Consider the following 19,981-nt stretch of genomic DNA (forward strand, 5'->3'; position numbering starts at 1 on the left):
CTTTTCGTGACCCGGATCGTGATCATCGGCGGCGGACCCGGCGGGTACGAGGCGGCATTGGTGGGCGCCCAACTCGGCGCGGAGGTGACCGTCGTCGACTGTGACGGCCTCGGCGGCGCGTCGGTCCTCACCGACTGCGTGCCCTCGAAGACCCTGATCGCGACGGCCGAGGTGATGACCACCTTCGACTCCTCGTACGAGGAGCTGGGCATCATCGTCGCGGACGACACACCGCCCACGGAGCAGGCCGCGCGTGTGGTCGGCGTCGACCTGGGGAAGGTCAACCGCCGTGTGAAGCGCCTGGCGCTCGCCCAGTCCCACGACATCACCGCCTCCGTCACCCGCGCCGGCGCACGCGTGATGCGCGGGCGCGGCCGGCTGGAGGGCCTGCAGGCCGCCGACGGCTCCCGCCAGGTCGTCGTCGCGGCGGCCGACGGTACGGAGGAGACGCTCACCGCGGACGCCGTGCTGATCGCGACCGGCGGCCACCCCCGGGAGATCCCCGACGCGCTCCCCGACGGCGAGCGCATCCTGAACTGGACCCAGGTCTACGACCTCGACGAGCTGCCGCAGGAGCTCATCGTCGTCGGCTCCGGCGTCACGGGTGCCGAGTTCGCCGGCGCCTACCAGGCCCTCGGCTCGCGCGTCACCCTCGTCTCGTCCCGTGACCGGGTGCTGCCCGGCGAGGACCCCGACGCCGCCGCGGTCCTGGAGGACGTCTTCCGGCGCCGCGGCATGAACGTGATGGCCCGCTCCCGCGCGCAGTCCGCCAAGCGCGTCGGCGACCGGGTCGAGGTGACCCTCGCCGACGGCCGGGTCATCTCCGGCTCGCACTGCCTGATGGCGGTCGGCGCCGTCCCCAACACCGCCGGCATGGGGCTGGAGGAGGCCGGCGTCCGGCTCAAGGACTCCGGCCACATCTGGACCGACAAGGTCTCCCGTACCAGCGCGCCCGGCGTCTACGCGGCCGGTGACGTCACCGGAATCTTCGCGCTCGCCTCCGTCGCCGCCATGCAGGGCCGCATCGCGATGTACCACTTCCTGGGCGACGCGGTCGCCCCGCTGAACCTGAAGACGGTCTCCTCGAACGTCTTCACCGACCCGGAGATCGCCACCGTCGGCTACAGCCAGGCGGACGTGGACGCGGGCAGGATCGAGGCCCTGGTCGTCAAGCTGCCGCTGCTGCGCAACCCGCGCGCCAAGATGCAGGGCATCCGGGACGGCTTCGTCAAGATCTTCTGCCGGCCCGGCACCGGCATCGTGGTCGGCGGCTGCGTCGTCGCGCCCCGGGCGAGCGAGCTGATCCACCCCATCTCGATCGCGGTCGACAACAATCTGACGGTCGAGCAGATCGCAAACGCCTTCACTGTGTACCCGTCCCTGTCGGGTTCGATCGCCGAAGTGGCCCGCCAGTTGCACAGCCGTAAGCGCACGGGCGAGGCGTAACCGCCCGGGATACGGGGCCGGGGGCCCGGCGCAGCCCGGCATATCCCGGCAACTCCCGGCAAGTCGGGCGGCCCTGCGACCGCCGCCCGATCAGGAGAGGGCAACAAGGTAGCCGCCTATACCACTTGGCGACCGTCCGTATGTACAACTTCTGCTATTCGGCGCAAACTGCTGAAAACTGTCGTGCGGTCACGTTACTGTCAGTTTCGTGTTCGCTGCAGAACGTCGTCAGTTGATCCTCGAAATGGTGCGTGCCAACGGGGCGGTATCGCTCCGTGAGCTCGCCCGCGTCGTCCAGACCTCCGAAGTGACCGTACGGCGGGACGTGCGGGCACTGGAGGCAGAAGGACTCCTCGACCGCCGGCACGGCGGTGCGGTTTTGCCGGGCGGTTTTACGCGGGAGTCCGGCTTTCCGCAGAAATCCCATCTCGCCACCGCGGAGAAAACGGCCATCGCCGACCTGGCCGCCGGCCTCGTCGAAGAGGGCGAGGCCATTGTGGTCGGCGCCGGTACGACCACGCAGGAGCTGGCCCGCCGGCTCGCGCGCGTCCCCGGCCTGACCGTCGTCACCAACTCACTGCTGGTCGCCCAGGCGCTGGCCCACGCCAACCGGGTGGAAGTGGTGATGACCGGGGGCACCCTCCGCGGCTCCAACTACGCCCTGGTGGGCAGCGGTGCCGAGCAGTCGCTCCAAGGGCTGCGGGTCTCGCGCGCGTTCCTGTCCGGGAGCGGGCTCACCGCCGAGCGCGGGCTGTCCACGTCCAACATGCTCTCCGCGAGCGTGGACCGGGCGCTGGTGCAGGCCGCGGCGGAGGTGGTGGTCCTCGCGGACCACACCAAGCTCGGCTCCGACACGATGTTCCAGACCGTGCCGACGGATCTCATCACCCATCTGGTGACGGACGAGCCCGCCGCGCACGACGAGCGGGCGGCGGCGGAGTTGCAGGCGCTGGCTGACCAGGGCGTGCAGATCGCTGTCGCGGGCGGGGGGGCGGGGGCGGCTGCCGCCGCGTCCGCGTCCGGGGCGGCTTCGGTGTCCGGTGACGCCGCTTCGGCGGGGCGGTCCTCTCGGCGCGAGATGCCGTTGCCCGGGCAGCGGCGTACGCATGGGCAGGCGTTGCGGGGGGTGCTGGCTGAGCCGGGGGCGGCGGGGGAGCGGGAACGGGAGCGGGCTCGGGTGGCGGACCTTCGGCGGCGGTAGCGGGGTGCGGCGCGGGTCCGTTTCGGGGGCGCTGCCCCCGGGCCCCTGCTCCTCAATCGCCGGAGGGGTTTGAAGGGTGGGCGCTGCCCCCGGGCCCCTGTTCCTCAATCGCCGGAGGGGTTTGAAGGGTGGGCGCTGCCCCCGGGCCCCTGTTCCTCAATCGCCGGAGGGGTTTGAAGGGTGGGCGCTGCCCCCGGGCCCCCGCTCCTCAATCGCCGGAGGGGCTTGAATCGCCTCGCAGGCCTCGTAGCGTCAATGTCAGTAGGCGGGCGGCCAGGTCTGGGTCGTCCGGGGATTGTTCGGCGGCCAGGGCGATCGCGTTGGTCAGTTGCATCAGGTCGTCTATGGATACGTCCGCCCGGACCGAGCCGGTTGCCTGGGCGCGGGTCAGGAGGGCCGAACCCGCCTCGCGCAGCGGCGTATTGCACCTGGCCAGGGCCGAACTCTCGTCGCGGCACGTGGACATGAGCGCCTGGGCCAGGCCGCGGTACTCACCCGCATGAGTGATGATCGCACCCAGCCACTCCACCAGCGCGGCACACGGCCGCTCCGCCTCGGCCAGTTCGCGGGAGCGGGTGATCAGGGAGGTCACCGCCTCCTGGAAGACGGCGCTCATCAGCGCGTGCCGGGTCGGGAAGTGGCGGTACAGCGTGCCGATGCCCACGCCCGCACGCCGCGCCACGTCCTCCAGGGACGCGTCGGTGCCGTGCTCCGCGAAGGCGCTACGGGCCTCCGTCAGCAGCCGGCCGTAGTTGCGGCGCGCGTCGGCACGCATGGGCCGGGCCGGCGTCCCTGCCGCGCTCATCGCCATTGGTGCGGTCCTCCCTGTCACCCTGTCATCCGGTCTCCGGGTCTCCAGGATGCCATCGCGCAACTGGCGGTACGGCCCGTAACCGGTCGCCCGAATGGCCGGTGCCCCGGTCACGTTCAATGACATGACCGGGGCACCGGCGGAAGGGGGTGGCGGGGACGGGCCCCGGCGTCAGTCCTTGATCTCGCAGATGGCCGCACCGGACGAGATCGAGCTGCCGACCACGGCGGCCAGGCCCTTGACCGTGCCGGAGCGGTGCGCGTTCAGCGGCTGCTCCATCTTCATGGCCTCCAGGACGACGATCAGGTCGCCCTCCTTGACCTCCTGGCCCTCTTCCACGGCGATCTTCACGATCGTGCCCTGCATCGGGGAGGCGAGGGTGTCGCCGGAGACGGCGGAGCCGGACTTCTTCGCCGCGCGGCGCTTGGGCTTGGCGCCCGCCGCGAGGCCGGTACGGGCCAGGCTCATGCCGAGCGAGGAGGGCAGCGAGACCTCCAGGCGCTTGCCGCCGACCTCGACGACGACCGTCTCGCGGCCGGACTCGTCGTCCGCGTCCGCATCGGCGGGAGCGGCGAACGGCTTGATCTCGTTGACGAACTCCGTCTCGATCCAGCGGGTGTGGACGCGGAACGGGTCGGCGGTGAACGCCGGGTCCGTCACGACCGCGCGGTGGAACGGGATGGCGGTGGCCATGCCCTCGACGTGGAACTCGGCCAGGGCGCGGGCCGCGCGCTGGAGCGCCTGCTCACGCGTGGCACCGGTCACGATCAGCTTCGCCAGCAGCGAGTCCCAGGCGGGGCCGATGACCGAGCCGGACTCGACGCCCGCGTCGAGCCGGACGCCCGGACCGGACGGCGCGTCGAACCGGGTGACGGTGCCCGGGGCCGGCAGGAAGCCGCGGCCCGGGTCCTCGCCGTTGATCCGGAACTCGAACGAGTGACCGCGCCCGGCGGGGTCGTCGTAGCCGAGCTCCTCGCCGTCGGCGATGCGGAACATCTCGCGGACGAGGTCGATGCCGGAGACCTCCTCGGTCACCGGGTGCTCGACCTGGAGGCGGGTGTTGACCTCGAGGAAGGAGATCGTGCCGTCCAGGCCCACCAGGAACTCGACCGTGCCGGCGCCGACGTAGCCGGCCTCCTTCAGGATCGCCTTGGACGCCGCGTACAGCTGGGCGTTCTGCTCGTCGGAGAGGAAGGGGGCCGGGGCCTCCTCCACGAGCTTCTGGTGGCGGCGCTGGAGCGAGCAGTCACGGGTCGAGACGACGACCACGTTGCCGTGGGTGTCGGCCAGGCACTGGGTCTCCACGTGCCGCGGCTTGTCGAGGTAGCGCTCCACGAAGCACTCCCCCCGCCCGAACGCGGCGACGGCCTCACGGACCGCGGAGTCGTACAGCTCCGGGATCTCCTCCAGGGTGCGCGCGACCTTCAGACCGCGACCGCCACCACCGAAGGCGGCCTTGATCGCGATCGGCAGGCCGTGCTCCTCGGCGAAGGCGACGACCTCGGCGGAGCCCGAGACCGGGTCCGGGGTGCCCGCGACGAGCGGGGCACCGGCGCGCTGCGCGATGTGGCGGGCGGCGACCTTGTCACCGAGGTCCCGGATCGCCTGCGGCGGCGGGCCGATCCACGTCAGACCGGCGTCCAGTACGGCCTGGGCGAACTCGGCGTTCTCCGAGAGGAAGCCGTAACCCGGGTGGATCGCGTCCGCCCCGGAGTCCTTGGCAGCCTGGAGCACCTTGGCGATGTCCAGGTAACTGGCCGCCGGGGTGTCACCGCCCAGAGCGAATGCCTCGTCGGCCGCACGCACGTGCAGAGCGTCGCGGTCCGGGTCTGCGTAGACGGCCACGCTCCCGATTCCCGCGTCCCGGCAGGCCCGAGCAACACGGACAGCAATTTCGCCACGGTTGGCGATGAGCACCTTGCGCACGATGGCTCCCTCCTTGAAACAAGCTGAGTTTAGGGACAACCGACACGGTCCTACGACCCGTCCCCAATGGTGAGCTTGCCCACACGGAGTGTGATTCGAGGTGTGCTCGAGTCGCGAAATCCCTTGTGCCACCACGGTACGCCGGGTTCTGAAACCGCACAGTAGCGATCAGGTGTGGCCCAGGTCTCTATCGGCACGGGCAGCGACTGACCGTGATTCTTTGTGGACTTCCCACTAAGGGGTGGGCAATTCTTTGCCCGACGCACTGAAGCCCGGACGGATAGGGGTCCGCCGGGGTTCCGCCGGGCTCTTGTCGTGGCCATTACTGGTTAGTAGGGTCCGCGCTATCGCACGTACTGCAGGTAACAGGGGGTGAGCGTCGTGGTGCGCAGGCTGGTGGCTTTCATAGCCGCGCTCGTGCTGGCCGTGGAAGCCGCGGGCATCGTGATCATCAACGTGGTCCTGGGCACGGTCATCAAGAACCAGGACATGTCCCTGGCCGGTACGGACCCCGGCGCCATGTCCAAGGGCACCTGGGTGCTCGGCGGCGTCTCCGGCCTGTTCCTGCTTTTGTGCGCCGCGCTCCTCGTCGTGGCGGGCGCCCGCGACCGGGCCCCGGGCCGCGTCGCGCGGATCGTGCTCATCTGCTGCGCGGTCGTCCACGGGGTGCTCGGCGCGCTGACGGTCGGGCTCGTAGGCTGGGCGGCGTTCGCCTGGATGATGGTGGTGCTCGGCCTGATCGTGCTGGCGCTGGTGGCGTACGGCCCCGCCGGCGCCGGACCGGCCGCCGGGCAGGAGGCCGGGCCCGATCCGGAGCCCGAGCAGCCGGCCGCCCCCGCCCCGGCCTGAGCCCTCCTCAGGCCCAGAGCTCGGTGACCGAGATCCCCAGTTCGCCCAGCAGCCGCCGCAGCAACGGCAGCGACAGCCCGATGACGTTGCCCGGGTCGCCCTCGATGGAGTCGACGAACGGCGCCGAGCGCCCGTCGAGGGTGAACGCCCCCGCCACGTAGAGCGGTTCGCCCGAGGCCACGTAGGCGGCGATCTCGGCGTCCGAGGGCTCACCGAAGCGGACCGTGGTCGACGCGGTCCGCGACACCGTCCGCCCGGTCGCGGTGTCCGTCAGGCTGTGCCCGGTCCGCAGCACCCCGGCCCGCCCGCGCATCGACTTCCAGCGGGCGGTGGCCTCCTCGGCGTCGGCCGGCTTGCCGAGGGCTTCGCCGTCGAGTTCGAGCACCGAGTCGCAGCCGATCACCAGGGCCCCGGCCGCCTCCGGCAGCGCCGCCACCACCGCCGCCTTCGCCTCGGCGAGCACGAGGGCCAGCTCGGCCGGTGTCGGGGCGCTCAGCGCGTCCTCGTCCACCCCGCTGACGATCACCTCGGGCGCGAAGCCGGCCTGGCGCAGGAGGCCGAGGCGGGCGGGGGAGGCGGAGGCGAGTACGAGGCGCTGGGCGGTCATGACCGCCATGGTACGGATGCGGTGGGTGCGGGGGCGGGGGCGGGCGCGTTGCGGGTGCGGGGGCGGGCGCGTTGCGGGGGCTCCGCCCCCGGGCCCCCGCTCCTCAATCACCGGAGGGGCTTGATGTGCCCGCCGGAGGGGCTGGAAACGTCAGCGCGTTCCCAGGACGAACATCGCCAGCACCATCGCCAGGGCCAGCACCAGGCCCGCTCTGCGCATCATGTTCTGGGCGTCGCGCAGTTCTTTCGGCGGCTTGTTCTCGGGGTCGGACCACAGCATGCGTCCGATCCTGCCGCGCGGGCCGCGGGCGGCGCCTGAGTACGCGTACTCAACCCGCCGCCCCCACGCGTCACCAGCGGCTATGAGGGCCAGTACGTGCGGGCCCAGGCGCGGGGTCCGGGCAGGTGGCGGCCGCGCCGGGCCAGGCGGCTCGGGTGGGACCATCCCGCGGGCGGCTGCGGGGTGCCGGACGGCACGGCGGACACCGCCGCGGCGCGCGCCTGTACCACCGCCAGGGCGGCGGCCAGCTCCTCCGGGGTCGGGTTGCCCCGTACGACCTTGATCATGGCCAGGGCCCTTTCTAGAGGGGGATGTTGCCGTGCTTCTTCGGGGGCAGCGACTCCCGCTTGGTGCGGAGCTGACGCAGTCCCTTGACCACGTGAGCCCGGGTGTCGGACGGCATGATCACCGCGTCCACGTACCCGCGCTCGGCCGCCACATACGGGTTGAGCAGCGCGTCCTCGTAGTCCGCGATCAGCTCGGCCCGGGTCGCGTCCCTCTCGTCGGCGTCCGTGACGGCGGCGATCGTGCGGCGGTGCAGGATGTTGACCGCGCCCTGCGCGCCCATGACGGCGATCTGGGCGGTCGGCCAGGCGACGTTGATGTCGGCGCCCAGGTGCTTGGAGCCCATGACGTCGTACGCGCCGCCGAACGCCTTGCGGGTGATCACCGTGATCAGCGGGACGGTCGCCTCCGCGTACGCGTAGATCAGCTTGGCGCCGCGCCGGATGATGCCGCCGTACTCCTGGTCGACGCCCGGCAGGAAGCCCGGCACGTCCACGAACGTCAGCACCGGCACGTTGAACGCGTCGCAGGTGCGGACGAAGCGGGCTGCCTTCTCGCTCGCGTTGATGTCCAGGCAGCCGGCGAACTGCATCGGCTGGTTGGCGACGATGCCGACGGGGTAGCCCTCGACCCGGCCGAAGCCCGTGATGATGTTCGGCGCGAACAGGGCCTGGGTCTCCAGGAACTCGCCGTCGTCCAGCACGTGCTCGATCGCGGTGTGCATGTCGTACGGCTGGTTCGCCGAGTCCGGGATGAGCGTGTCCAGCTCGGGGTCCTCGTCGGTGACCGCGAGGTCCGCCTCCTCCGGGAAGGCCGGGGCCTCCGAGAGGTTGTTCGACGGGAGGTACGACAGCAGTGACTTGACGTACTCGATGGCGTCCTTCTCGTCGCCCGCCATGTGGTGCGCGACGCCGGAGGTGGTGTTGTGCGTACGGGCGCCGCCCAGCTCCTCGAAGCCGACGTCCTCACCGGTGACCGTCTTGATGACGTCGGGGCCCGTGATGAACATGTGCGAGGTCTGGTCGACCATCACCGTGAAGTCGGTGATCGCGGGGGAGTACACCGCGCCGCCCGCGCACGGGCCGACGATCAGCGAGATCTGCGGGACCACACCCGAGGCGTGCACATTGCGCCGGAAGATCTCCGCGAAGAGACCCAGCGCCGCCACGCCCTCCTGGATACGGGCGCCGCCGCCGTCGTTGATGCCGATGACCGGACAGCCGGTCTTCAGCGCGAAGTCCATCACCTTGACGATCTTCTCACCGTAGACCTCGCCCAGCGAGCCGCCGAAGATGGTGAAGTCCTGCGAATACACGCACACGGGGCGGCCGTCGACCGTGCCGTAGCCGGTGACGACGCCGTCCCCGTACGGCCGGTTCTTCTCGATGCCGAAGTTCGTCGAGCGGTGCCGGGCGAATTCGTCGAGCTCCACGAAGGAACCCTCGTCGAGCAGCAGATCGACGCGCTCGCGTGCGGTCAGCTTGCCCTTCGCGTGCTGCTTTTCGACCGCGCGCGCGGACCCCGCGTGGGTCGCCTCGCCGATGCGGCGCTGCAGGTCCGCGAGCTTGCCCGCGGTGGTGTGGGTGTCGATCTCTTCCGGCTCGGACATCGGGTGGCGGCTCCCTGCCTGGTCACGGGGACGACTGTGCTGCTGATCAGCTGACGAACAGCTACTGAGCCGTAGCGTATCGGCGCGGATACGGTTCGGCAGTGCGTCGTTTGACACACCTAGGGTGGCTTGCATGACACCTTCGGATGCGCCACAGAGCCGTTGGTCGGACCTGGACCGGCCGCCCCTGAACGTCCCCGCGCTGCGCCGCGGACTGCTGCGGCCGGGCGGGCTGTGGACCGCGCTGGACGTGGTCGAGAGCACCGGTTCCACCAACACCGACCTCGCGGCGCGCGCGGCCTCCCTCACCGAGGGCACGGTCCTCGTCGCCGAGGAGCAGACCGCCGGCCGCGGGCGCCTGGAGCGCACCTGGACGGCCCCGGCCCGCTCCGGCCTGTTCTTCTCCGTCTACCTGACCCCGGGCACCGTCCCCGCCGAGCGGTGGGGGTGGCTGCCGCTGCTCACCGGGGTCGCGGCGGCGACCGGCCTGGCCCGCAGCGCCGGCGTGGACATGGCCCTCAAATGGCCCAACGACCTGCTCGCCGCTGTCGGTGGCGAGGAGCGCAAGACCGGCGGCATCCTCGCCGAGCGCGCCGGGGACGGCGTCGTCATCGGCATCGGCCTCAACGTCTCCCTGCGCGCCGACGAGCTCCCCGCCCCCACCGCCGCCTCCCTCGCCCTGGCCGGAGCGGTCTCCACCGACCGCGAGACGCTGCTGCGGGGCGTCCTGCGCTCCCTGGAGCACTGGTACGGGCTGTGGCGCGACGCGGACGGCGACGCGGCGGCGAGCGGACTGCAGGAGGCGTACGCGGCCGGCTGCGCGACCCTCGGCCGGACGGTACGGGCCCAGCTGCCCGGCGACCGCACGCTCACCGGCGAGGCCGTGGCCGTCGACGGGGACGGCCGGCTGGTCCTGTCCACCGGCGACGGGCTGCGCGAACCGGTCTCGGCGGGGGACATCGTGCACCTGCGGGGAGCCGGGGGCGGCCTGACCTGAGCGGGTCCGGGCCCCGGCCGGCGCCGGGGCCCCGGCGCCCTGAGGACGTGAGGTAGGGCACACCTGCCGTATCGTTGAGGTGATCCACCGACGGACAGATCGGCAGGGCAGTGCGCAGGGAACGGGCAGGAGGCGGCTGGTGACCGTCGACGACACGACCTCCGACGATGGCGCACAGCATCCGTCGGACCCCTCGGGCTACGCCACACCGCACCACGAAGTCGACCACACGGCCGAACCGACCGACGATCCCCTCGCGATCCGGCTGGAACAGCTGATCCTGGGCGCCGAGCGGCGCTACACCCCGTTCCAGGCGGCCCGCACCGCCGGCGTCTCCATGGACCTGGCCTCCCGGTTCTGGCGGGCCATGGGCTTCGCCGACATCGGGCAGGCCAAGGCGCTCACCGAGGCCGACGTGCTGGCGCTGCGGCGGCTGTCCGGTCTGGTCGAGGCCGGGCTGCTCAGCGAGCCGATGGCGATCCAGGTGGCCCGGTCGACCGGGCAGACCACCGCCCGGCTGGCCGAATGGCAGATCGACTCGTTCCTGGAGGGCCTGACCGAGCCGCCCGAGCCGGGCATGACCCGTACCGAGGTCACCTACCCCCTGGTCGAACTGCTCCTGCCGGAGCTGGAGGAATTCCTGGTGTACGTGTGGCGGCGCCAGCTCGCCGCCGCCACCGGCCGGGTCGTGCAGGCGGCCGACGACGAGGAGATGGTCGACCGGCGCCTGGCCGTCGGCTTCGCGGACCTCGTCGGCTTCACGCGGCTGACCCGCCGCCTGGAGGAGGAGGAGCTCGGCGAACTGGTCGAGTCCTTCGAGACGACCTGCGCCGACCTCGTCGCCGCGCACGGCGGGCGGCTCATCAAGACCCTCGGCGACGAGGTCCTGTTCGCCGCCGACGACGCGGGCACCGCCGCCGAGATCGCGCTGCGCCTCATCGAGGCGATGACCGCGGACGAGACGATGCCGGCGCTGCGGGTCGGCATCGCCTTCGGCACGGTCACCACCCGGATGGGCGATGTCTTCGGCACGACGGTGAACCTCGCCAGCCGGCTCACCTCGATAGCGCCGAAGGACGCGGTGCTGGTGGACGGGGCGTTCGCCGAGGAGCTGACGCGCACCGGCGACGCACCGGTCTCGGAGGCGCGGGCGGCCGAGGAGGCCGCGGCGGCGGCCGAGCGGGCCGCGAAGGAGGGCCCGGACGGGGAGCCGGTCCCCGCGCCCAAGTACCGCTTCGGGCTGCAGCCGATGTGGCAGCGCCCGGTCCGCGGTCTCGGCGTGGTCGAGCCGTGGCTGCTGGCCCGCCGCGGCACCTCCTGACTCCCTGGCTCCCTGACTCCTTGTGGACCCCCTGTCGGAGGACGCCCTAAGGTCCCTTCGGTAACGCTCGTTAACCGACAGGGGTGCAGCCATGACCGTGACGTCCGAGCAGCGGTTCGGGGAGTTCGTCGTCGTACGGGGCCACGAGGGCCTGGAGCACGTCGCCGAGCTGGTCCTCGACCGGCCGAAGGCCATGAACGCGGTGTCCACCGACATGGCCCGCTCGATCGCCGCCGCCTGCGACGCGCTCGCCGCCGACCGGGACGTACGGGTCGCCGTCCTCACCTCCAGCCACGAGCGGGCCTTCTGCGTGGGCGCCGACCTCAAGGAGCGCAACTCCTTCACCGACGCCGAGCTGGTGCGCCAGCGGCCCACCGCCCGGGCCGCCTACACCGGTGTGCTGGAGCTGCCGATGCCGACCGTCGCCGCGGTGCACGGCTTCGCGCTAGGCGGCGGCTTCGAGCTGGCCCTGTCCTGCGACCTGATCGTGGCCGACCCGACCGCCGTGGTGGGGCTGCCCGAGGTGTCCGTCGGCGTCATCCCGGGCGGCGGCGGCACCCAGCTGCTGCCCCGCCGGGTCGGGGCCGCCCGCGCCGCCGAGCTGATCTTCAGCGCCCGCCGGGTGCCGGCCGCCGAGGCGCGGGAGCTGGGTCTGGTCGACGAGCTGGTGGCCGAGGGACGGGACCGGGCCGAGGCGCTGGCGCTGGCCGGCCGCATCGCCGCCAACTCGCCGGTGGGGCTGCGGGCGGCCAAGCGGGCGCTGCGGCTCGGGCACGGGCTCGATCTGCGGGCGGGCCTGGAGGTCGAGGACTCCGCGTGGCGGTCGGTGGCCTTCTCCGGGGACCGGGCGGAGGGCGTGGCCGCCTTCAACGAGAAGCGCAAGGCGAACTGGCCGGGGGAGTGACGACCCCCTTGTCACGCTGAGTAAAGGGTGAACACGCTCCGGAGTCGCTATCTGATCACGCTGTGCATATCGCCCTAAACTGGCGCAATGGGTGGTGACGACGCACGACTGCGGGCCGTGGTTTCGCTTGCGCAGACGATGGCCGCGGCGCACACGCCCCGGGGGTGCTGGCGAGCGGCCGCCCTGGGGGCGTGCGAGGCGCTGGGCGGCAGCTTCGCCGCGCTCTCGGTCTGGGAGCGCGGGCGCGGCCGGCTGAAGGTCCTGGTCAACGCGGGCGAGCGGGCCGAGGGGGAGGAGGAGTTCCCCGACGAGGAGGTCTACCCGGTCCACCGGTTCCCGGAGATCACCGAGTTCCTGCACGAGCGGTGGGCCGGGGGCGGCGAGCCCGACGCCTGGGTGGAGACCGCCGAGGGGCCGGTGGACGAGGCCGGCGAGGAGCGGGAGGCGGGCACGGGCGGTGCGCACGGGTACGGGCCCGGCTACTGCCACCAGCGGGTCGCGGCCCTGCGCCGGCGCGGGCGGGGCTGCTGTGTGGTCGCGCCGATCGTGCTGCACGGGCGGGCCTGGGGCGAGCTGTATGTGGCGCGGCCGGTGGGCGCGCCGGTGTTCGGGCGCGCGGACGCCGACTTCGCCACCGTGCTGGCCGCCGTCGTGGCCGCCGGGCTCGCCCAGACCGAGCGCCTGGAGGAGGTGCGCAAGCTCGCCTTCACCGATCCGCTGACCGGCCTCGCCAACCGGCGGGCCGTCGACATGCGGCTGGACGAGGCGGTGGAGCGGCACCGCGCGGACGATGCCGTGGTCAGCCTGGTGGTCTGCGACCTGAACGGGCTGAAGTGGGTCAACGACACCCATGGCCACGCGGTCGGCGACCGGCTGCTGGAACGTTTCGGCTCGGTGCTGTCCCGGTGCGGGGCCATGCTGCCCGGCGCCCTGGCGGCTCGGCTCGGCGGTGACGAGTTCTGCCTGCTGGCCGTGGGCCCGGGGGCGGACGAGGTGGTCGCCGTGGCCACCGAGCTCTGCGAGCGGGCGGCCGATCTGGAGTTCGGCAACGGGGTGGCCTGCGGCATGGCGTCCACCGGTGACCCGATCGGCCCGGTGGTCTCCGCCCGCCGGCTGTTCCGGCTCGCGGACGCGGCCCAGTACCGGGCGAAGGCGGCCCGCTCGGCGCGCCCGGTGGTGGCGGGGCGCGACGGCGAGGTCATCCGGCTGGCCGACTCCCCGCCGAAGTCCCCGCACGACCGCCGCAGGCTGCGCGGCAACCGCCCCGAACTGTGACCGGCGCCCGGGGGTGGCCGTAAGGGGTCAACCCGCCGAGCACTGGTGACATGAAGGGTTTCAATCCGTACGCTGCTGAATATGGATATGCATACAGTCGTGGTGGGGACGTCCGGTACCACTGCTCAGGACGTCATCGCCGTGGCCCGCGACAACGCCCGTGTCGAGCTCTCCGCCGCCGCGCTGAGCGCTATGGCCGCCGCCCGCGAGATCGTGGACGCGCTCGCCGCCAAGCCCGAGCCGGTCTACGGCGTCTCGACCGGCTTCGGCGCCCTGGCCAGCCGCCACATCAGCCCGGAGCTCCGCGCACGGCTCCAGCGCAACATCGTCCGCTCGCACGCCGCCGGCATGGGCCCGCGCGTCGAGCGGGAGGTCGTCAGGGCGCTGATGTTCCTGCGGCTGAAGACGGTCGCCTCCGGCCACACCGGCGTACGCCCCGGGGTCGCGCAGACCATGGCGGACGTCCTGAACGCCGGGATCACCCCCGTCGTCCACGAGTACGGTTCGCTCGGCTGCTCCGGCGACCTGGCGCCCCTGTCGCACTGTGCGCTGACCCTGATGGGCGAGGGCGACGCGGAGGGCCCCGACGGCACCGTCCGCCCCGCCGGTGAACTGCTCGCCGCCCACAACATCACCCCGGTCGAGCTGCGCGAGAAGGAGGGCCTTGCCCTCCTCAACGGCACCGACGGCATGCTCGGGATGCTCGTGATGGCCCTGGCCGACCTGAAGAACCTCTACACCTCGGCCGACATCACCGCGGCCCTCTCCCTGGAGGCCCTGCTCGGCACCGACAAGGTCCTCGCCCCCGAGCTGCACGCCATCCGCCCGCACCCCGGCCAGGGCGCCAGCGCCGACAACATGCTGCGGGTCCTCGCGGGCTCCGGCCTCACGGGTCACCACCAGGACGACGCGCCGCGCGTCCAGGACGCCTACTCGGTGCGCTGCGCGCCCCAGGTCAACGGGGCGGGCCGGGACACCCTCGCGTACGCCGCGACCGTCGCCGACCGCGAGCTGGCCTCGGCCGTGGACAACCCGGTGGTCCTTCCCGATGGCCGGGTGGAGTCGAACGGCAACTTCCACGGCGCGCCCGTCGCCTACGTCCTGGACTTCCTGGCGATCGTCGCCGCCGACCTCGGCTCGATCACCGAGCGCCGCACCGACCGGCTGCTGGACAAGAACCGCTCGCACGGGCTGCCGCCGTTCCTCGCCGACGACGCGGGCGTCGACTCCGGCCTGATGATCGCCCAGTACACGCAGGCCGCCCTGGTCAGCGAGATGAAGCGGCTCGCCGTCCCGGCCTCCGCCGACTCCATCCCGTCCTCCGCGATGCAGGAGGACCACGTCTCGATGGGCTGGTCGGCCGCGCGCAAGCTGCGTACCGCCGTCGGCAACCTCGCCAGGATCGTCGCCGTCGAGCTGTACGCGGCGACCCGCGCGATCGAGCTGCGCGCCGCGCAGGGGCTGACCCCGGCCCCCGCCACGCTCGCGGTCGTCGAGGCGCTGCGGGCCGCGGGCGTCGAGGGCCCCGGCCCGGACCGCTTCCTCTCGCCGGACCTGGCCGCCGCGGACGCCTTCGTACGGGCGGGCGGGCTGGTCTCGGCGGTGGAGCCGGTCACCGGACCGCTGGCCTGATCAGGGTTCGCAGCGGCTCGTACGGCCGGTACGCGGGAAGCGGCCACCGGACATCCGCGGTGGCCGCTTCCCCGTAGCGACGCGTCAGACGGCGGGCTGCGGGCTCGTACGGCGGGACGAGTACGTCACGAAGCCCGCTCCGATGCCCAGGAAGGCCACCCCGCCGAGCAGATACGGGGTGGTGTCGATGCCCGTCCCGGTGTCGGCGAGCGTCGCGGAGTCCGCCCCCGGGCCGGCCGCCGTCGCACTGCCGACCGCCGCGCCGGGCGCGGTCCCCGTACCGTCGGTGGCATTCGCCGAGGGGACGAACCACAGGGCGCACAGCAGCGTCCCCGCCGCGGTGGCGGTCAGAAGCGGGCGACGGGTGACGGCCACGGAATCGGTCCCCTTTACGACAGCCGTGAGTGAGGCTCGGACCGATGCTAATGAACGCAGCGGGTCGCGGGAAAGAGATGGCGGCCGGGAGCTTAATCTCCGCCCCATGAGCACTTCAGAGTCATCTGGATCATTCGCGTCGTCGCGTTTCGTCCGCCTCCGGGTCGACATGGTGGTGGAGATCACCGACCCCGACGCCCTCAGCGGAACCGCCCTGGAGAGCCTGGCCGCCGAGTACGGGGAGCCCGGCGGCGAGGGCGCCGAGGAACGCACGCATGCCGAGGCAGCGGTACGGGAAGACGGAGCGGAGGCCCTTGCCTCGCTGATCGACCCGTTCGACCTGGTCGGCGAGGTGCCCGGGGTCGAGCTGACCCAGGCCTCCTGGAGCAGCGAGAGCATCGACTACGACCCCGACGACCCGGACGCCTGGGACCTCGACGAGGACGGTGACGAGGGCGACGGCGAGGACGGCGAGGAGGACGACGACAGCCGGGGAGCCCTCGGTGTCCCGCACAATGGAGATGAGGCCGACGGCTACGGCGGCACGGAGCGGCGGGTCTGACCAGTGGGAACGCGGCCCCGGCCCGCCCGTGGCGGACCGGGGCCGGCCTGTGCCGCGGATGCGGGAACCACCGCGCTCGGCACGGCGTCGATGAGTGGTGTTCCCCACATCTTCGACGGACGTGGAACGGGAATCCGCTCGAAGGGGTTCTTGGAACATTGACGGGGTTTCGCCGCTGGGCGGCCTGCTCGGGGTTTTCGGGGAATTCGGCAACGATGGAGAAGCGTGTGATGACGGACAGCAAGCGGCGCAAGGGCCTGATGGCCGCGTCCGCACTGCTCGGCGGCGTACTGGTGCTTTCCGCCTGTGACGACGGCGGCGACAAGGGCGGTCCGAGCCCCGAGAGCTCGAAGTCCCAGGCGGCCGACGTCGACAAGGCGGCGGCCCAGGAAACCTCCGAGGCACAGATAGCGATCTCGCCCAAGAACGGCGCGACCAACGCGAGCATCAACAACGCCGCCAAGGTCACCGTCACCAAGGGCAAGCTGACCGCCGTCACCATGACGACCGCGGCCGGGGACAGCGTCAAGGGCACCCTCGCCGCCGACGGCACGAGCTGGCAGCCGGACGCCCAGCTGGAGCGCTCGACCACATACAAGATCAGCGCGACGGCGCAGGACTCCAAGGGCCGCGAGGCCCACGAGAACTCCTCCTTCACCACGGTCTCGCCCGCCAACAGCTTCATCGGGAACTTCACCCCCGAGGACGGCTCCACCGTCGGCGTCGGCATGCCCGTCTCGATCAACTTCAACAAGCCGATCACCGACACCAAGGCCGTCCAGGACGGCATCAAGGTGACGTCCAGCAGCGGCCAGCAGGTCGTCGGCCACTGGTTCAACTCGCAGCGCCTCGACCTGCGCCCCGAGAACTACTGGCAGGCCGGCTCCACCGTCACCCTGAAGCTCGCCCTGGACGGCGTCGAGGGGGCGGACGGCGTCTACGGCGTCCAGCAGAAGACGGTCACCTTCAAGGTCGGCCGCAACCAGGTCTCGACGGTCGACGCCAAGACCCACACGATGACCGTCACCCGGGACGGCAAGACGATCAAGACCATCCCGATCTCCGCCGGATCGCCCGACAACCCGACGTACAACGGACAGATGGTGATCTCCGAGAAGTACAAGGAGACCCGGATGGACGGTTCGACGGTCGGCTTCACCGACGACGACGGCAAGGGCGAGTACGACATCAAGGACGTGCCGCACGCCATGCGGCTGTCCACGTCGGGCACCTTCATCCACGGCAACTACTGGGGCAAGGGCATCTTCGGCAGCGTCAACACCAGCCACGGCTGCGTCGGTCTCGCCGACGTCAAGGGCGCCGGCGACCCCAACCAGCCCGCCGCCTGGTTCTACAACAACTCCATGGTCGGTGACGTCGTCATCGTGAAGAACTCCCCGGACAAGACGATCCAGCCCTCCAACGGCCTCAACGGCTGGAACCTGAGCTGGGCCGAGTGGACGGCGGGCTCCACCGCCTGACCTCCACCCCGTAAACCGAAACCCCGTACGCCGAAGGCGGCGGCACCGGACCCTCCCCAGGGATTCAGGTGCCGCCGCCTTCGGCGTACGCGGGTTCTCACCCGGCTCTCATGGTGGCCTTAACCCACCATCACAAGCCGTCCTTAGCCTCGCGCCATGTTCTTCACCTACCTCCGGCGCGAGCTGCGCCGCCGCAGAAAGGCGGCGCTCGTCGTCGCCTCCGGGCTCGCCCTCGGTATTGCGCTGGTCATCATCGTCAGCTCGGTCTCCTCGGGCATGAGCAAGGCGCAGGACAAGGTCCTGGAATCGCTGTACGGCCTCGGCACGGACATGACCGTCACCAAGGCCGCCACCGCGCCCAAGGCCGGCAGCGGCGAACGGCCCAGGTTCGAGTTCGACGCCAAGGACAGCGACGACGACGCGACCCAGAGCACGGACCGGGTCATGGTCCAGGGCTTCCAGACCCTGGCGTCCACCACCGTCGACAAGGTAGGCAAGCAGGACGGGGTCGCCGGTGCGGTCGGCGGGCTGAGCCTGTCCGTCATGAAGGTGGACGGCCAGTTCAAGCGCGGTGAGTTCAAGCAGCAGGGCGGCACCGGCCAGAGCGGCGGCCGGGGCGGGCCCGGCGGCGGCAGCGGCCAGCCGCAGGGCGAGGTCAGGGGCGGCGGCGCCTCCTTCGACGTCAACTCCTTCACGGTGTACGGCACCGACGTCACCCAGCAGGACATCGGCCCGCTCACCTCCTCGAAGATCACCTCGGGCCGTACGTTCAAGACGACCGAGACCAACGCCGAGGTGGCCGTCGTCGACTCCGCCTACGCCAAGGAGAAGACCCTCTCCACCGGCAAGACGGTGACCGTCCACGGCACCAAGTTCACGATCATCGGCGTCTCGACGGCCGACAGCGGCGACGCGGCCGCCAACCTCTACATCCCGCTCCAGCAGGCGCAGACCCTCTCCGACTCGAAGGACAAGGTCACCACGGTCTACGTCAAGGCCGCGGACTCGCAGAAGATCGACAGCGTCAAGGCCACCATCCAGAAGAACATCTCGGGCACCACGGTCACCACGTCCGCCGACCTCGCGGACACCGTCTCCGGCTCCCTGTCCACCGCCTCCGACCTGGCCTCCAGCGTCGGCAAGTGGCTCTCCATCGCCGTGCTGATCGCCGCGTTCCTGGTCGCCGGGCTCCTCACCTCCTCCGCCGTCAGCCGCCGCGTGCGCGAGTTCGGCACGCTCAAGGCGCTCGGCTGGAAGAGCGGCCGGGTCACCCGCCAGGTCATCGGCGAGGCCCTTGTCAACGGCCTGATGGGCGGCGTCCTCGGCATCGCCATCGGCCTGGCCGGCGCCTACGCCGTCACCGCCATCAGCCCCACCCTCACCGCTGAGCTCGGCTCCTCCGGCGGCGGTGGCGGGATGCGCGGCGGCGGCATGATGGGCGGCGGCGGCCCCGGCAGGCAGAGCGCGTCCAAGGCCCTCGACATCGCGCTGACCGCGCCCGTCTCCCTCTCCATCATCCTGGTCGCCGTCGCCCTGGCCGTGGCGGGCGGGCTGATCGCGGGCGCCTTCGGCGGCTGGCGCGCCTCCCGGCTGCGCCCGGCCGACGCGTTGCGCCGCGTCGAGTAGCCCCGCACCCCCGTACCCCGTCAGGAGAAATCACCCATGTACACGCTTCAAGGTGTCACCAAGCAGTACAAGCGCGGAAAGTCCACCGTGATCGCCCTCGCCGGCGTCGACCTCACCATCGAGGACGGCGGCCGCCTGGTCATCCAGGGCCCCACCGGCGGCGGCAAGTCCACCCTGCTCCAGATGCTCGGCGGCCTGGACCGCCCCACGGCGGGCAGCGTCGAGCTCGACGGGATGGACCTCGCCAAGCTCAGCGAGGCCAAGCTCACCAAGGTGCGCGCCGAGAACATCGGCTTCGTCTTCCAGAGCTTCAACCTCATCCCCACGCTCACCGCCCAGGAGAACGTCGAGACCGCCCTCGTACCGCTCGGCGTCAAGGCGTCCGAGCGGCGCAGAAGAGCCGCCGAGGCGCTGGAGTCGGTCGGCCTCGGCGAGCGGCTGGGCCATGTGCCCGCCGAGATGTCCGGCGGCCAGCAGCAGCGCGTCGCCATCGCCCGGGCCCTGGTCAAGCAGCCCAAGGTGCTGCTCGCCGACGAGCCCACCGGCAACCTCGACGAGTCCATGCGCGACGAGATCATGGAGGTGCTGGAGGCCCTGTGGAAGGAGCACGGGCTCACCTTCATCATGGTCACCCACGACAGCTCCATCGCCCGCCGCGCGCCGCGCCTGGCCACCATCCGCAAGGGCAAGGTCACCATCACGGAGAACGCCGCGGCCTGACCCGCCCCGCGTCCACCGCCGCCGCCGGGCCGCCGGGCCGCCGGGCCCCCCGGGCCCTCGGGCCGCCGGCGGCGG

The 19,981-nt window shown here is 71.9% G+C and carries 19 protein-coding genes; 12 read left to right on the forward strand and 7 right to left on the reverse strand.

Features of this window, described 5'->3' with window-relative positions; all coding sequences use genetic code 11:
- Positions 1-6 precede the first annotated feature (6 nt).
- On the forward strand, positions 7-1,446 hold the full coding sequence (locus E6P78_RS12950; RefSeq protein WP_136203698.1) for an NAD(P)H-quinone dehydrogenase: 1,440 nt from the start codon (positions 7-9) through the stop codon (positions 1,444-1,446).
- Between the two features lie 208 nt (positions 1,447-1,654).
- Complete coding sequence (locus E6P78_RS12955; protein WP_136203699.1) at positions 1,655-2,647, forward strand: DeoR/GlpR family DNA-binding transcription regulator; 993 nt, start codon at positions 1,655-1,657, stop codon at positions 2,645-2,647.
- A 208-nt stretch (positions 2,648-2,855) separates the two neighbouring features.
- Here the strand turns inward: E6P78_RS12955 and E6P78_RS12960 are convergent, their stop codons facing one another.
- Positions 2,856-3,458: a TetR/AcrR family transcriptional regulator gene (locus E6P78_RS12960; protein ID WP_136203700.1), complete on the reverse strand. Its 603-nt coding sequence runs from the start codon at positions 3,456-3,458 to the stop codon at positions 2,856-2,858.
- Positions 3,459-3,629: 171 nt separating this feature from the next.
- Positions 3,630-5,384 carry a biotin carboxylase N-terminal domain-containing protein gene (locus tag E6P78_RS12965; RefSeq protein ID WP_136203701.1) on the reverse strand — a complete coding sequence of 585 codons (1,755 nt, stop codon included), beginning with the start codon at positions 5,382-5,384 and terminating at the stop codon, positions 3,630-3,632.
- A gap of 372 nt (positions 5,385-5,756) precedes the next feature.
- Between E6P78_RS12965 and E6P78_RS12970 the strand changes: the two genes are divergently transcribed.
- The gene (locus E6P78_RS12970; protein ID WP_136203702.1) at positions 5,757-6,233 is read left to right on the forward strand and encodes a hypothetical protein; all 477 of its coding nucleotides are present in this window, start codon (positions 5,757-5,759) and stop codon (positions 6,231-6,233) included.
- A 7-nt stretch (positions 6,234-6,240) separates the two neighbouring features.
- On the opposite strand, the gene E6P78_RS12975 is transcribed toward E6P78_RS12970, so the two are convergent.
- From E6P78_RS12975 to E6P78_RS12985, 4 genes are all read right to left on the reverse strand, one after another.
- Positions 6,241-6,849 carry a nucleoside triphosphate pyrophosphatase gene (locus tag E6P78_RS12975; RefSeq protein WP_136203703.1) on the reverse strand — a complete coding sequence of 203 codons (609 nt, stop codon included), beginning with the start codon at positions 6,847-6,849 and terminating at the stop codon, positions 6,241-6,243.
- 141 nt (positions 6,850-6,990) lie between these two features.
- Complete coding sequence (locus E6P78_RS33855) at positions 6,991-7,119, reverse strand: hypothetical protein (protein WP_276607220.1); 129 nt, start codon at positions 7,117-7,119, stop codon at positions 6,991-6,993.
- 80 nt (positions 7,120-7,199) lie between these two features.
- Positions 7,200-7,406: an acyl-CoA carboxylase subunit epsilon gene (locus tag E6P78_RS12980; protein WP_136203704.1), complete on the reverse strand. Its 207-nt coding sequence runs from the start codon at positions 7,404-7,406 to the stop codon at positions 7,200-7,202.
- A 14-nt stretch (positions 7,407-7,420) separates the two neighbouring features.
- Entirely contained in the window at positions 7,421-9,013 is a 1,593-nt protein-coding gene (locus E6P78_RS12985; RefSeq protein ID WP_136203705.1) for an acyl-CoA carboxylase subunit beta, read from the reverse strand.
- Positions 9,014-9,146: 133 nt separating this feature from the next.
- On the opposite strand from E6P78_RS12985, the gene E6P78_RS12990 reads away from it, so the two are divergent.
- The 5 genes from E6P78_RS12990 (at position 9,147) to hutH (ending at position 15,142) form a co-directional block, all read left to right on the forward strand.
- Positions 9,147-10,010, forward strand: coding sequence for a biotin--[acetyl-CoA-carboxylase] ligase (locus E6P78_RS12990; RefSeq protein WP_136203706.1), 864 nt, complete (start codon positions 9,147-9,149; stop codon positions 10,008-10,010).
- 139 nt (positions 10,011-10,149) lie between these two features.
- Positions 10,150-11,331: an adenylate/guanylate cyclase domain-containing protein gene (locus E6P78_RS12995; RefSeq protein WP_136203707.1), complete on the forward strand. Its 1,182-nt coding sequence runs from the start codon at positions 10,150-10,152 to the stop codon at positions 11,329-11,331.
- Positions 11,332-11,422: 91 nt separating this feature from the next.
- Positions 11,423-12,235 carry an enoyl-CoA hydratase-related protein gene (locus E6P78_RS13000; protein ID WP_136203708.1) on the forward strand — a complete coding sequence of 271 codons (813 nt, stop codon included), beginning with the start codon at positions 11,423-11,425 and terminating at the stop codon, positions 12,233-12,235.
- Between the two features lie 87 nt (positions 12,236-12,322).
- A complete protein-coding gene (locus E6P78_RS13005; RefSeq protein WP_136203709.1) occupies positions 12,323-13,510 on the forward strand; it encodes a GGDEF domain-containing protein in 1,188 nt (395 codons plus the stop codon).
- 87 nt (positions 13,511-13,597) lie between these two features.
- Positions 13,598-15,142, forward strand: coding sequence for a histidine ammonia-lyase (gene hutH / locus E6P78_RS13010; protein ID WP_136203733.1), 1,545 nt, complete (start codon positions 13,598-13,600; stop codon positions 15,140-15,142).
- An 84-nt stretch (positions 15,143-15,226) separates the two neighbouring features.
- Here the strand turns inward: hutH and E6P78_RS13015 are convergent, their stop codons facing one another.
- The gene (locus E6P78_RS13015) at positions 15,227-15,517 is read right to left on the reverse strand and encodes an LPXTG cell wall anchor domain-containing protein (protein ID WP_136203710.1); all 291 of its coding nucleotides are present in this window, start codon (positions 15,515-15,517) and stop codon (positions 15,227-15,229) included.
- A gap of 169 nt (positions 15,518-15,686) precedes the next feature.
- Between E6P78_RS13015 and E6P78_RS13020 the strand changes: the two genes are divergently transcribed.
- The 4 genes from E6P78_RS13020 (at position 15,687) to E6P78_RS13035 (ending at position 19,906) form a co-directional block, all read left to right on the forward strand.
- Positions 15,687-16,079, forward strand: coding sequence for a hypothetical protein (locus E6P78_RS13020; protein ID WP_136203734.1), 393 nt, complete (start codon positions 15,687-15,689; stop codon positions 16,077-16,079).
- A 215-nt stretch (positions 16,080-16,294) separates the two neighbouring features.
- A complete protein-coding gene (locus E6P78_RS13025) occupies positions 16,295-17,560 on the forward strand; it encodes an Ig-like domain-containing protein (protein ID WP_136203711.1) in 1,266 nt (421 codons plus the stop codon).
- A gap of 156 nt (positions 17,561-17,716) precedes the next feature.
- Complete coding sequence (locus E6P78_RS13030; RefSeq protein ID WP_136203712.1) at positions 17,717-19,186, forward strand: ABC transporter permease; 1,470 nt, start codon at positions 17,717-17,719, stop codon at positions 19,184-19,186.
- Positions 19,187-19,222: 36 nt separating this feature from the next.
- On the forward strand, positions 19,223-19,906 hold the full coding sequence (locus tag E6P78_RS13035; protein ID WP_136203713.1) for an ABC transporter ATP-binding protein: 684 nt from the start codon (positions 19,223-19,225) through the stop codon (positions 19,904-19,906).
- Positions 19,907-19,981 lie beyond the last annotated feature (75 nt).

Origin of the sequence: Streptomyces sp. A0958, from assembly GCF_004795035.1 — a bacterium.
Lineage (GTDB): Bacteria > Actinomycetota > Actinomycetes > Streptomycetales > Streptomycetaceae > Streptomyces.

Coding starts and splice junctions, on each gene's coding strand:
- E6P78_RS12960 (WP_136203700.1), bottom strand. CDS start 3,458: ATGGCGATGAGCGCGGCAGGGACGCCGGCCCGGCCCATGCGTGCCGAC.
- E6P78_RS12975 (WP_136203703.1), bottom strand. CDS start 6,849: ATGGCGGTCATGACCGCCCAGCGCCTCGTACTCGCCTCCGCCTCCCCC.
- E6P78_RS33855 (WP_276607220.1), bottom strand. CDS start 7,119: ATGCTGTGGTCCGACCCCGAGAACAAGCCGCCGAAAGAACTGCGCGAC.
- E6P78_RS12980 (WP_136203704.1), bottom strand. CDS start 7,406: ATGATCAAGGTCGTACGGGGCAACCCGACCCCGGAGGAGCTGGCCGCC.
- E6P78_RS12985 (WP_136203705.1), bottom strand. CDS start 9,013: ATGTCCGAGCCGGAAGAGATCGACACCCACACCACCGCGGGCAAGCTC.
- E6P78_RS12990 (WP_136203706.1), top strand. CDS start 9,147: ATGACACCTTCGGATGCGCCACAGAGCCGTTGGTCGGACCTGGACCGG.
- E6P78_RS13000 (WP_136203708.1), top strand. CDS start 11,423: ATGACCGTGACGTCCGAGCAGCGGTTCGGGGAGTTCGTCGTCGTACGG.
- E6P78_RS13005 (WP_136203709.1), top strand. CDS start 12,323: ATGGGTGGTGACGACGCACGACTGCGGGCCGTGGTTTCGCTTGCGCAG.
- hutH (WP_136203733.1), top strand. CDS start 13,598: ATGCATACAGTCGTGGTGGGGACGTCCGGTACCACTGCTCAGGACGTC.
- E6P78_RS13020 (WP_136203734.1), top strand. CDS start 15,687: ATGGTGGTGGAGATCACCGACCCCGACGCCCTCAGCGGAACCGCCCTG.
- E6P78_RS13025 (WP_136203711.1), top strand. CDS start 16,295: ATGGAGAAGCGTGTGATGACGGACAGCAAGCGGCGCAAGGGCCTGATG.
- E6P78_RS13030 (WP_136203712.1), top strand. CDS start 17,717: ATGTTCTTCACCTACCTCCGGCGCGAGCTGCGCCGCCGCAGAAAGGCG.
- E6P78_RS13035 (WP_136203713.1), top strand. CDS start 19,223: ATGTACACGCTTCAAGGTGTCACCAAGCAGTACAAGCGCGGAAAGTCC.